This window comes from Catenuloplanes sp. NPDC051500, assembly GCF_044454585.1.
Lineage (GTDB): Bacteria > Actinomycetota > Actinomycetes > Mycobacteriales > Micromonosporaceae > Catenuloplanes.
On record NZ_JBITDX010000052.1, the window covers coordinates 1 to 12515 of the forward strand.

Annotated in this window: 10 protein-coding genes; 8 read left to right on the top strand and 2 right to left on the bottom strand. The window is 70.8% G+C overall.

Annotated features, from left to right (window positions below; genetic code table 11):
• The first annotated feature begins 706 nt into the window (after positions 1-706).
• The 7 genes from ACIA8K_RS41115 to ACIA8K_RS41145 all read left to right on the top strand — a co-directional run bounded on the left by ACIA8K_RS41115 (position 707) and on the right by ACIA8K_RS41145 (position 10120).
• Positions 707-2062: a glutamine synthetase family protein gene (locus tag ACIA8K_RS41115; RefSeq protein ID WP_396068940.1), complete on the top strand. Its 1356-nt coding sequence runs from the start codon at positions 707-709 to the stop codon at positions 2060-2062.
• Positions 2043-3413: an aldehyde dehydrogenase family protein gene (locus ACIA8K_RS41120; protein ID WP_396068941.1), complete on the top strand. Its 1371-nt coding sequence runs from the start codon at positions 2043-2045 to the stop codon at positions 3411-3413. The genes ACIA8K_RS41115 and ACIA8K_RS41120 overlap by 20 nt, the downstream gene beginning before the upstream one ends.
• Positions 3414-3422: 9 nt before the next feature.
• A complete protein-coding gene (locus ACIA8K_RS41125; protein WP_396068942.1) occupies positions 3423-4187 on the top strand; it encodes a 3-oxoacyl-ACP reductase in 765 nt (254 codons plus the stop codon).
• Between the two features lie 225 nt (positions 4188-4412).
• On the top strand, positions 4413-4874 hold the full coding sequence (locus ACIA8K_RS41130; protein WP_396068943.1) for a hypothetical protein: 462 nt from the start codon (positions 4413-4415) through the stop codon (positions 4872-4874).
• Between the two features lie 42 nt (positions 4875-4916).
• Complete coding sequence (locus ACIA8K_RS41135; RefSeq protein ID WP_396068944.1) at positions 4917-5603, top strand: gamma-glutamyl-gamma-aminobutyrate hydrolase family protein; 687 nt, start codon at positions 4917-4919, stop codon at positions 5601-5603.
• 78 nt (positions 5604-5681) lie between these two features.
• Positions 5682-6404: a gamma-glutamyl-gamma-aminobutyrate hydrolase family protein gene (locus tag ACIA8K_RS41140; RefSeq protein ID WP_396068945.1), complete on the top strand. Its 723-nt coding sequence runs from the start codon at positions 5682-5684 to the stop codon at positions 6402-6404.
• Between the two features lie 71 nt (positions 6405-6475).
• Complete coding sequence (locus ACIA8K_RS41145) at positions 6476-10120, top strand: SpoIIE family protein phosphatase (RefSeq protein WP_396068946.1); 3645 nt, start codon at positions 6476-6478, stop codon at positions 10118-10120.
• A 3-nt stretch (positions 10121-10123) separates the two neighbouring features.
• Here the strand turns inward: ACIA8K_RS41145 and ACIA8K_RS41150 are convergent, their stop codons facing one another.
• Entirely contained in the window at positions 10124-10438 is a 315-nt protein-coding gene (locus ACIA8K_RS41150; protein WP_396068947.1) for an STAS domain-containing protein, read from the bottom strand.
• A 105-nt stretch (positions 10439-10543) separates the two neighbouring features.
• Here ACIA8K_RS41150 and map point away from each other — a divergent pair, with 105 nt between their 5' ends.
• Positions 10544-11401, top strand: a complete 858-nt coding sequence (gene map / locus ACIA8K_RS41155) for a type I methionyl aminopeptidase (RefSeq protein ID WP_396068948.1) — start codon at positions 10544-10546, stop codon at positions 11399-11401.
• On the opposite strand, the gene ACIA8K_RS41160 is transcribed toward map, so the two are convergent.
• Complete coding sequence (locus ACIA8K_RS41160) at positions 11402-12163, bottom strand: nucleotidyltransferase domain-containing protein (RefSeq protein WP_396068949.1); 762 nt, start codon at positions 12161-12163, stop codon at positions 11402-11404.
• Positions 12164-12515 lie beyond the last annotated feature (352 nt).

Consider the following 12515-nt stretch of genomic DNA (forward strand, 5'->3'; position numbering starts at 1 on the left):
TTGTTGTGTGGTAACTCCATCCTACTGAAGAGCGGACCGTCTTTATATCTTGGGGTTCTACTGTGGACTAAAGCGGCTTGCTGAATAAGCCTCACAGACATCCTGACAGGCTCCGCTATTCGTCGCGAATGACGTGCACGCGCCTCACCTGGCCGTTGATCTATCGGCCCTTGGTGATCGATGGCAGCGGCAGCGTACCGCCGGCGAGTGATTTATCTCGATATTTCCGGCAGGCATTGTTTTCGACCAGGCGATAGCCGAACCGCTCCAACACGGCAACAGAGTCGGGAGCAAACAGCCCGCACCCCGCGAACCGGAAACGCCATTGATCTCTAGACCTCTGCCCCAGATCTTCCACCGCAGTAGCCCGTCTCAGCCACCAACGCCCTTGGAAGTCTCCCGCCCCACGCGGATCGGACCCCCAACGTGAGGCGCGGACGCCCAAGAAACGCCGATGAGCGCGTCTCACCCCCCACGTTCTTAGTCTGCAGTTTCTCCGGACCGTCGCGGATCGGTACCGCCCACGTGAGGCGCGGACGACCGAGGAAACGTCGGTGTCAGTCAGACACGCTTTTCGTCTGCCTGACACCGCCGTCCGCAGGCCGTGGCGTCGAGCCCGGAGGAGCGAAGCGACGACCATAGGTACAGAAGCAGCCCCTGAATGCAACCGTTGATCTGGAAGGGGTTTGGTAGTAGACCCATGCCCATGGGAGTCACCCTGGACGGTTTGCGGGCTGCAGTGGACACCGGTGAGATCGACACGGTGGTGCTGGCGATAACTGATATGCAGGGGCGGCTGCAGGGGAAGCGGTTCCACGCCGCCTACTTTCTGGACGAGGTGGTCGCGCACGGGGCCGAGGGCTGCGATTACCTGTTGGCCGTGGACGTGGATATGAACACGGTCGGCGGGTACGCGATGTCGTCCTGGCAGCGTGGGTACGGCGACCTCGCGATGGTGCCGGATTTCGACACGTTGCGCCGGGTGCCGTGGCAACCGGGGACGGCGATGTTGTTGGCGGATCTGGCCTGGCCGGACGGCTCGGGGTATGTGCCGCCGTCGCCGCGCCAGGTTCTGCAACGCCAGCTGGAGCGGCTCGGCGAGTACGGCTATACCGCGTGGGCCGGCACCGAGCTGGAGTTCGTGCTGTTCCGGGACAGCTATGAGGCCGCGCAGGGCAGGGGTTATCGGGATCTGACGCCGGCGAACCTCTACAACGTCGATTATTCGCTTCTCGGCACCGCGCGGGTCGAGCCGCTGCTGCGCCGGATCCGGAACGAGATGTTCGGCGCGGGCCTGGTGCCGGAGTCCGCGAAGGGCGAGTGCAACCTGGGCCAGCACGAGATCGGCTTCCGGTACGGGGAGGCGCTTACCGCGGCGGACCACCATGTGATCTACAAGAACGGCGCGAAGGAGATCGCGGCTCAGGAGGGCATGTCGATCACGTTCATGGCGAAGCCGAACGCGCGCGAGGGCAATTCCTGCCACATCCACTTCTCGCTGCGCGACCACACGGGCGCGCCGTCGATGCCGGGTGATGGGCCGGGCGGGTTGTCCCGGGTCGGCGGGTACGTGGTGGCAGGCCTGTTGTCGACGATGCGCGAGATGAGCCTGTTCAACGCGCCGAACATCAACTCGTACAAGCGGTACCAGCCCGGCTCGTTCGCGCCGACGGCGGTGCGCTGGGGCGTGGACAACCGGACGTGTGCGTTGCGGATCGCCGGGCACGGCGCCTCGACCCGGGTGGAGAACCGGGTGCCGGGTGCGGACGTGAACCCGTACCTGGCGATCTCGGCGCTGGTCGCGGGCGCGCTGCACGGCATCGAGCACGAGCTGGCGCTTGAGGACGTGCACGCGGGGAACGCGTATGAGGACGCGGCCGCGCCGCGGGTGCCGCCGACGCTGCGGGACGCGCTGGGGCTGTGGGAGTCGTCCGGCGTGGCCCGTGACGCGTTCGGCGACGACGTGGTTGATCACTACGCGAACAACGCCCGGGTGGAGTTGGCCGCGTTCGACGCGGCGGTCACGGATTGGGAGCTGCAGCGTGGATTCGAGCGTTTATAGCGTCATAAATCCGGCCACAGGGGCGCTGATCACCGAGATTCCGCTGGCCGGCGTCGACGAGACGGATGCGGCCGTCGCGCGGGCCGCCACGGCGTTCGAGTCCTGGCGTCACGTCGCGCCCGGCGACCGCGCCCGCCTGCTGCGCCGCTTCGCTGCCACCGTCGACGCGCACGTGGAGGAACTGGCCGCGCTTGAGGTCCGCAATGCCGGTCACACCATCGGCAACGCGCGCTGGGAGGCCGGGAACGTCCGTGACGTGCTCGACTACTACGCGGGCGCGCCGGAACGTCTGTCCGGACGGCAGATCCCGGTCGCGGGCGGCCTTGATGTCACGTTCCACGAGCCGCTCGGCGTGGTCGGCCTGATCGTGCCGTGGAACTTCCCGATGCCGATCGCGGCCTGGGGTTTCGCGCCCGCGCTCGCGGCCGGGAACACCGTGGTGCTCAAGCCGGCCGAGGCGACGCCGCTTACCGCGCTGCGCCTTGCCGAGTTGGCGCGCGAGGCCGGACTGCCGGACGGCGTGTTCACAGTCCTGCCCGGCCGTGGCGATGTGGTGGGCGCCCGGTTCGTGACCAATCCGGCGGTGCGGAAGATCTGTTTCACAGGTTCCACAGCGGTCGGCAAGCGGGTGCTGGCCGGCGCCGCCGAGCAGGTCAAACGCGTGACGCTCGAGCTGGGCGGCAAGAGCGCGTCGATCGTCTTCGCGGACGCGGACCTGGGGAGGGCCGCGGCGGCGGCGCCGGGCGCGGTCTTCGACAACGCCGGGCAGGACTGCTGTGCACGGTCCCGGCTGCTTGTCGAGCGCGCGGTCTACGACGACTTCCTGGCGCTGCTGGAGCCGGCGGTGCGGGCGTTCCGCGCGGAGGATCCGGCGCTGGAGTCGGCGCAGATGGGCCCGTTGATCTCGGCGAGGCAGCGTGCGGTGGTCGAGGGCTATGTGGACGGCGCCGAGACGCTGATGACCGGTACCGCCCCGCGGGACACGGACGGCTTCTGGTTCCCGCCGACCGTGTTGCGGGCGCACTCCACGGAGGACCGGCACTGGCGGGAGGAGATCTTCGGCCCGGTCCTGTCCGTGCTGCCGTTCGACGGCGAGGACGAGGCCGTCCGGCTCGCGAACGACACCGCCTACGGCCTCTCCGGCTCGATCTGGACCCGGGACGTGGGCCGCGCGATCCGGGTGGCGCGCGGCGTCGAGGCCGGCAACCTGAGCATCAACTCGAACTCGTCAGTGCGGTTCGCCACGCCGTTCGGCGGCATGAAGCAGTCCGGTCTCGGCCGCGAGCTGGGGCCGGACGCGCTGCTCGCCTTCACTGACGTGAAGAACGTCTTCATCAACACCGAAATCTAGGGGGTACGCATGGAGCGCTTGGCCGGCCGGGTCGCGGTCATCACGGGGGCGGGCAGCGGCATCGGGCTGGCCACGGCGCGCCGTTTCCGGGACGAGGGCGCGTTCGTCGTGTGCGTGGACGTGGACACCGAGTCCGGCAAGGCCGCGGCGGACGAGGTCGGCGGCGAGTTCGTCGCCGCCGACGTGAGCGACGAGGAGCAGGTCCGCACGCTCTTCGACGGCGTCGCCGCACGCCACGGCCGGGTCGACATCGCGTTCAACAACGCGGGCATCTCGCCACCTGACGACGACTCGATCCTGGTCACCGGCCTGGACGCCTGGGAGCGGGTGATCCGGGTCAACACCACGAGCGTCTTCCTGTGCTGCAAGTACGCGATTCCGCATATGCGGCGGCAGGGGAAGGGCTCGATCATCAACACCGCCTCGTTCGTGGCGCTGATGGGTGCGGCCACGTCGCAGATCGCGTACACGGCAAGCAAGGGCGGCGTGCTGGCGATGACCCGGGAGCTTGGCGTGCAGTTCGCCCGGGAGGGGATCCGGGTGAACGCGCTCTGCCCCGGCCCGGTCGCGACGCCGTTGCTGCTGGAACTGTTCGCGAAGGATCCGGAGCGGGCCGCACGGCGCCTGGTGCACGTGCCGATGGGCCGGTTCGGCGAGCCGTCCGAGATCGCGGCCGCGGTGGCGTTCCTGGCCAGCGACGACGCCTCTTTCATGACGGCGAGTGAGTTCGTGGTGGACGGCGGCCTCACCGGGGCGTATGTGACCCCGCTGTGAGAATGCTGGGGGTTTAGGCCCCGAAATGGCCGGGCACTGTGATTGGCAACAACCCGCCGTCAGCGGAACCAGCCGTCGGGGCGGGGCATAAAAGGGGCCAGAAGGCCCCGCTGACGTACTGCCGACAGGCTGCGCCGGCGGGTGTCGGCCGCGAGAGAACGCCGGGCGTCACGGCACACACAGCCGTGGCGCCGGCCTCTTTCCACGGGATGACATGCTTGCCGCGTGCGACTTCCTGACCTGGGCATCGGAACACCCGCGCCGACCGGCGGACCACGGCTGCTCGGCGAGGTGCTGAGCAGTGGACTGGCCGACCCCACGGTGTGCGAGGCCGCCGGGCACGTGCTGATCCTCAGCAGCCGCTTCAACGCCTGGGCCACCGGCGACGGCCTGGCCGAGGCCGGCGGCGCCGAGCTGGGCCGGATCAGCGCGGACGTGGACGCGGGCTGGTCCGCCGTGGCCGCGTCCTGGCGCGAGCTGGCCGGTCGTCAGGAGTCCTCCGCGGCGGAGCGGCGCGCGATCACCACAGCGATCGGGCTGACCCCGCGCGAGCGGATCGACGCCTACCGGAAGGCGGACGCGGACGCCGGCCTGGACGAGGGCCGCATCGCGCTCGCGGACGAGCTGTCCGCGCTGGCAGCCCGGTACGAGGCGCTGCCCCATCGCGCATCCTGGGATCGTGGCTGATCCCTTACCGTGGGATGCCCGCGGTGGGCATACGGTGGCACGATGCGACCGATCATCGGCATCACGTCCTATCGTGAGCCGGCCTCCTGGGGTGTGTGGCGGGACACGCCCGCGGACCTGATCCCGCACACCTACGTGCGGATGGTGACCGAGGCCGGCGGCCGTGCCGTGCTGCTCCCACCGGACGCCGCCGACGCGGACGTGCTGCGCGTGCTGGACGGGCTGCTGCTGGCCGGCGGCGCGGACATCGGGCCCGCGCTCTACGACGCGGAGCCGGACGCGTTCACCGACACCCGGCCGGACCGGGACGCGGGCGAGATCACGCTCGTCACCGCCGCGATCGGGGCCCGGTTGCCGGTGCTCGGCGTGTGCCGGGGCATGCAGTTGCTTGCGGCCGTGCACGGCGGGCGGCTGCACCAGCACTTGCCGGACGCGCTCGGCCACGAGAAGCACCGGCCCGCGCCCGGCGTCTTCGGCACGCACGGGCTGCGCTGCGCGCCGGGCAGCCGGATCGCCGCCCTGCTGGGGACCGAGGCCGAGGTGAACACGTACCACCACCAGGGCGTCGCGGACCCTGGGCGGCTGACCGCGACCGGCTGGGCCGACGACGGCCTGATCGAGGCGGTCGAGGACCCGGCGCATCCGTTCCTGCTGGGTGTGCAGTGGCACCCGGAAGAGGCAGGTGACCTCCGGCCGTTCGCCGCGTTGGTCACCGCAGCGCGGGCCTAACCGGACCGCAACCGTGCGACCCGGCGGATCGGGCCGCGCACCGCCGATTGAGAAACGACGAAGGACAGGGGAGGACGCATGACGCGACCGCTGATCGGGCTCACCACGTACGCGCAGGACACCCGCTTCGGCACGGTGGACGTACCGGCGGCGGTGCTGCCGCTGACCTATGTGCGCGCGGTGCACGCGACCGGCGGCCGAGCCGTGTTGATCACCACGGACGATCCGGGCGACGACGTGCTGGACGGCCTGGACGGCATCGTGTTCACCGGCGGCTCCGACGTCGGCCCCCGGTACTACGGCGCGGAGCCGCACCCGCTCACGGTGAGCGTGCCGGAGCGCGACGAGGCCGAGATGGTGCTGATGCGCGGCGCACTTGCCGACCCGCGCCTGCCGGTGCTCGGCGTGTGCCGCGGCATGCAGCTGCTCACCGTCGCGTCCGGCGGCCGCCTGCACCAGCACGTGCCGGACATCGTCGGGCACACCGGCCACATGCCGGGCGACGACCAGGACGGGCATCACGGGGTACGCCTCGCACCCGGCTCCCGCGCGCACACGATCCTCGGCCCCACCGCGCCGGTGAACTCGTTCCACCACCAGGCCGTCGCGGACCCCGGCCGCCTGATCGCGACCGGCTGGGCCGACGACGGGCTGATCGAGGCCGTCGAGGACCCGGACGCCGGATTCGTGCTCGGCGTGCAATGGCACCCGGAGCGCACCGACGATCTGCGCCCGTTCGCCGCGCTCGTCGAGGCCGCCCGCAGCCGGGCATTGACGAACAGGGCGCGGCAGGCGGCCTGACCGGCGTGTTACGGCGCGGCACCGCAGGGGTATAGGGCGGGCCGGACCGGACGTTGTCGGGAGGATGCTGCATGGGCGCCGCCTCAGATGAGGGGACCTCGGACGCCGATCTCCCACCCGAGCTCGCGCTCGCGTTCGCGGCCGGTGGGGAGATGGGCGCGCGGCTGCGTGACCTGGACTGGTCCGCGAGCCCGCTCGGCCCGCCCGCCGGCTGGCCGCAGGTGCTGCGCGGCGCGGTCGCCCTGATGCTCTCCTCCCGGGCCCAGATCGCGATCTTCTGGGGCCCGGAGTACGCCGCGCTCTACAACGACGCGTACGTGCAGGCCCTCGGCGCGAAGCACCCGGCCCTGCTGGGACGGCCCGGCCGGGAACTGTGGAGCGAGGTCTGGGACACGGTCGAGGGAGTCTTCGACGGCGTGGTCGCGTCCGGCGAGGCGTTCTGGGCGCCGAACCACCGCTTCCTGCTTGAGCGGCACGGCTACCCGGAGGAGACGTACTTCGACATCTCCTACGACCCGATGCGCCTGCCGGACGGCACTGTCGGCGGCGTCTACTGCATCGTCACGGAAACCACCACGCGGGTGGTGGGGGAGCGGCGGGTCACGGCGCTGAGCACGCTCGGGTCCCGCCTCGGCGCGGTGGCCGGGCAGGGGCAGCGCGCGCTCGCCGACGAGGTGGCAGGCGTGCTCGGCGAGTTCCCGGCGGACGTGCCGTTCACGCTGCTGCAGCTGGAACCGGCCACGTCCGGGGAGGCGCCGATCCGCGCGGTCGGCGGCGTCCCGGAGGCGGACCTGTCGCCGGCCGTCACGCAGGTGCTGGCCGGCGGCGTGGAAGCCTCCGTGCGTACCCTCGATGTGCTTGTGAAGGCTCCTGAAGGTGCGGCCGCGGAAGCGGTCGTGCTGCCGATCACGGCCGGGAACCAGACCGCGGGCGCGCTTGTCGTGGGCGTGAGCCGGCATCTGCCGCGCGACGAGCCCTACCTCGGCTTCCTGCGCCTGGTCGCGACGCAGGTGAGCAACGCGGTGGTGAACCTGCGCGCCGATGAGCAGGAGCGCGCGCTTACCGCGCTTGTGACGCTCGACGAGGCGAAGACCAGCTTCTTCTCAAACGTCAGCCACGAGCTGCGGACGCCGCTGACGCTGATCCTCGGCCCGCTTGAGGACGCGCTTGCCGCACCGGAGCTGGCCGCGGCGCAGCGTGAGCGGCTGGAAGTCATGCAGCGCAACGGATTCCGCCTGCTCAAGCTGGTCAACACGGTGCTTGACTTCTCCCGGATCTCGTCCGGCCGGCTGCGCGCCGCCTTCCAGCCGACCGACCTCGCGGACTACACCGCGCGGCTGGCCAGCACGTTCCGCGCCGCGACCGACCGGGCCGGGCTGGAACTGCACGTCGACTGCCCGCCGCTGCCCGCGCCGGTCCACATCGACCGCGAGATGTGGGAGAAGATCATTTTCAACCTGCTCTCCAACGCGGTGAAGTTCACCTTCGACGGCGGCGTCACGGTCCGGACCCGGGCCCTGGGCGCGGTGGCAGTCGTCGAGATCGAGGACACCGGCGTGGGCGTCCCGGAGTCCGAACTCCCGCTGCTCTTCGAGCGGTTCCACCGGGTCCCTGGCACCAGATCCAGAAGCCACGAGGGTACGGGCATCGGCCTCGCCCTGGTCCGCGAGCTGATCGAGCAGCACGGCGGCGTCGTCACGGTCCGCAGCACGCCCGGCGAGGGCAGCACGTTCCGGATCACCGTGCCGTTCGGCACCGCCCACCTGCCACCGGACCGGCTGATCGCGGCCGTCCCCCTCGCCGACGAGCCGGACGGACGCCAGTTCCTTGAGGAGACCCGGCAGTGGCTGGCCGAGACGCCCGCGGCCGCCGACCCCGCCGTGGGCGTGCCGGGCCGCGGCCGGATTCTGTTCGCGGACGACAACGGCGACCTGCGCGACCACGTGGCCCGGCTGCTCCGCCCACACTGGGACGTGGTCGTGGTCGCGGACGGCCGCGCCGCGCTTGACGCCGCGCTCGGCACGCCGTTCGACCTGGTGCTGACGGACGTGATGATGCCCCGGATGGACGGGTTCGCGCTTGTCGCGGCGCTGCGCCGGGACCCGCGGACCAGCGGCCTGCCGGTGATCATCCTGTCCGCGCGGGCCGGCGACGAGGCCTCGCTCGAAGGCCTGGCCGCGGGCGCCGACGACTACCTGGTCAAGCCGTTCTCCGCGCGGGACCTGATCGCCCGCGTCCGCGCGAACCTGGAGCTGGGCCAGCTCCGTGGCCGGATCACGAACCGGCTCCGTGCGCTCGTGGACGCGGCCGCCGACCTCAACGCGGCCCGGTCCACCGCGGCCGTCATGGAGATCGCGGCCGACCACGCGCTCCGCATGGTCAACGCCGGGCGGGTGGTGGCCACCGTCCGCGGCGTCAGCGTGGAGGCGCGAAGCGTCGAGGACGTCACTGGGACGCCGGCCGCGGTCGTGCCGCTGGCCGGCGCGACCGGCGCCCCGTTCGGCGAGCTGTCCGTCTGGCGCGACGGCCACGACCCGACCCCGTTCGACGAGGCAGTGCTCGCGCAGCTCGGCCGCCTGATCGGCATCCGGCTGGAGAACGCGCAGCTCTACGAGGCCGAGCACCGGATCGCCACCACGCTCCAGCACAGCCTGCTGCCCAGCACGCTGCCGAAGATGCCCGGCTCGGTGATCGCCAGCCGCTACCTGTCAGGCAGCGCGGAGGCCGAGGTCGGCGGCGACTGGTACGACGTCATCGTCGACCCGCAGGGCCGCCTCGACCTGGTCATCGGCGACGTGGTCGGCAAGGGCGTGCCCGCGGCCGCCGCCATGGGCCAGCTGCGCAACGCGCTCCGGGCGTACCTGCTCGAGGGCTTCGACCCCGGCGAGGCACTGACCCGGCTCAACCGGCTTGTCGACAACCTCGGGCGCCGGCAGTTCGCCACAGTGGTCTGCATCCGGTACGACCCGCTGAGCCGCGAGCTCTGGTTCGCAAGCGCCGGGCACCCGTCCCCGGTGACCATCTCGCCGGACCACACGGTCACGTTCCTCTACGGTGACGCGCTCGGGCCGCCGATCGGCGCGCTGCCCCAGGCCGTCTACCGGACCGGCACCGGAAGGCTGTCGATCGGCTCGCGCCTGCTGCTCTACACGGACGGGCTGATCGAGGACCGGCGCCAGGCCATCGACTCCGGGCTGGCCGCGCTGCTTGTCGAGGCCGCGCGCCCGGCCGACCACGTGGAGGACCTGATCGAGGCCATGCTGCGCCGGGTGGCGGACCAGCCCCGGCACGACGACATCGCCCTGCTGGCGCTTGAGGCCACCGAACTGGACCGGCTCCACCTGCGCCTCCCGGCCGACGCGACCCGGCTGTCAGTACTGCGCCGGAGGCTTGACGACTTCCTGTCCGCGTACGCGGTGCCGGAGAACGAGATCTTCGACCTGACCGTCGCGGTGTCCGAGGCCGCGGCGAACGCGATCGAGCACCCGCTGGCGCCGCGCGAGCCGGTCATCGACATCACAATCCGGGCCGAGCTGGCCGAGGATGGCACGGTGAGTGCGGTGGAGGCGACGATCCGGGACACCGGCGAGTGGCGGCCGGAGGGTGAGGCCGGGTTCCGCGGGCGAGGGCTGGCGCTGATCAGGGCGCTTGCCACGCTTACCGTGGAGCGGACGGAGACGGGCACGGCGCTGACGCTGCGGCGTACCCTCCGATGATCTTCAGGGTGTGGAGAGCCACGGCTGATCGCCCAGACCTGAGATCTCCAGCACCCGGCGCACCTGACGGGACGGCAACACCGACAGCCGGCCCGGGTAACGCTCCGCGATCCGGACCAGCGCGTGGATCGCGGCCGAGTCGAAGAACGACACCTGGCGCAGATCGAGCGTGAGGAATGCGGCCTGTTCGCGGGTGGCGGCGGCGAACAGGCCGTCCGCGGTCGCCATGTCCACCTCGCCGGAAACGCGCACGCTGAGCTGGTCTCCGTCGACCTCGGCGACGGCGGAGAACGGCGGCACGTCGCCTTGGTGATCCACGCCGGTTACGATTTCACAGGCCCGGGAACGGGGCAACAACCCCCCACTCCATCCAGTGAACACACAGCTTCGGCGCTCCTCCGGGACCGGCGATAGGCTTCCGGCATGACCGTTCGCGCGCCTATCACCCCGGGCACCGTCACGCCGTGGCGGCAGGTGCCCGCCCAGATCGCCCGGCCGGAGTACGTCGGCAAGGACCGCCCGCGCCAGTGGTCCGGATCGCACGTGCAGACCCCCGAGATCATCGAGAAGATGCGCGTCGCCGGCCGCCTCGCTGCCCAGGCCACCCAGCTCGCCGGCGAGCACTGCAAGCCCGGCGTCACCACCGACGAGATCGACCGGGTGGTGCACGAGTTCCTGATCGACCACGGCGCCTACCCGTCCACGCTCGGCTACAAGGGCTTCCCGAAGTCCTGCTGCACGTCGCTCAACGAGGTCATCTGCCACGGCATCCCGGACAGCACGGTCCTGGAGGACGGCGACATCATCAACGTCGACGTCACCGCGTTCATCGGCGGCGTGCACGGCGACACGGACGCGACGTTCGTGGTCGGCGACGCCTCCGAGGAGGCGCGGCTGCTTGTCGAGCGCACCCACGAGGCGATGATGCGCGGCATCAAGGTGGTCGCGCCCGGCCGCCCGATCAACGTGATCGGCCGCGTCATCGAGTCGTACGCGAAGCGGTTCGGCTACGGCGTGGTGCGCGACTTCACCGGCCACGGCATCGGCGAGACGTTCCACAGCGGCCTCTACATCCCGCACTACGACAACCCGTCGCTTGACCTCCTGATGGAACCCGGCATGACGTTCACCATCGAACCGATGATCACGCTCGGCACCCACGACTACGACATGTGGGACGACAAGTGGACAGTCGTCACCGCGGACCGGAAATGGACCGCGCAGTTCGAGCACACACTCGTGGTCACGGACAGCGGATACGAGATCCTCACCCTGCCCTGATCAGCCGTCGAACATGGTCTCCGGGGTCGCGTCGACCGGGCGCCCCCGGCCGGCAAACTCGGTCGCGAGCTCGCTCAGCACCCGGCCGAGGTCCGACATGTCCAGCCCGGCGAACCCGGTCTTCCGGACCGCGTCCGCGCTGTTCCGGAAGTAGGTGCGGCTCAGCAGACCGGTCACCATCGCGGCCTGCAGACGCACCTCTCCCAGCAGGAGCAGCGCGGCGTCGGTCTCGTACCACTCCGCCAGCCGTACCGCCCGGGTGTGCGCCGCCGACGCCGCCACCCACGCCTCCCGGGCCAGCCCGTTAAATTCCGGCGGCCGGGCCCGCGCCAGCCGCCCCAGATGCGCGTCCCGCAGCCGCCGCAGCCAGCCGTCCGGATCATGCACCGCCCGCGTGGTCACAAACCGGTCCGCCGCCAACGGCCAGAGCGGCGACAGCACCTGCGCCTCCCGCAGATAGTCGTCCGCCCCGACCGCCCGCACCCGCACCAGCACGCCGTCCACCCTCCGGCTCACCGCCCGCGGCCCGCCGCCCGCCTTGTAGGTCACCACGGTCATCTCGACGCCACTGGTCTCCGTGTCATCGCCGTGCGCCAGGCTCCCGTGCACGCCGACACTCCACACGTCCGCCGCCCACCGCCGCCGGACCGCCGTACCCACCCGCTCCGCGACCGCCCACCGAGGATTGACCAGATAAGGATTCCCACCGCCCACCCGGCGCATCCTCGTCCCCCGCGCCCAGCCGATCCAGACGTACCTCACCCTCCGCACAATGTCCCAACCCCCGCATGGGTACGGATGTGAGCACCGGGCGCCCGGCCTATGATCACGCGCTCGTCGATCCAGCACGGTGGTGCCGGCCGTCCAGCTTCTCGTTCTGCCGAACATCTCCGCCATATTCGTGCCGTGCGGTTCCGCCACGTTCTTCCGACGCCTATCGCACGTTTGCCGGTGATCAACTAAACGTGATCATCCGAGAGCGTCAGGCGTGCTTTGTGCCGGCCTTTGCTCTGCTTACCTAGCCTCGGCCCTTCGTTAAGGCGCCTGTCCACGGACTGGGCCGGGAACGCAGAAGTGCCCTCTGATCTGGAAAAATAGGACTTGCTGAGGGTCC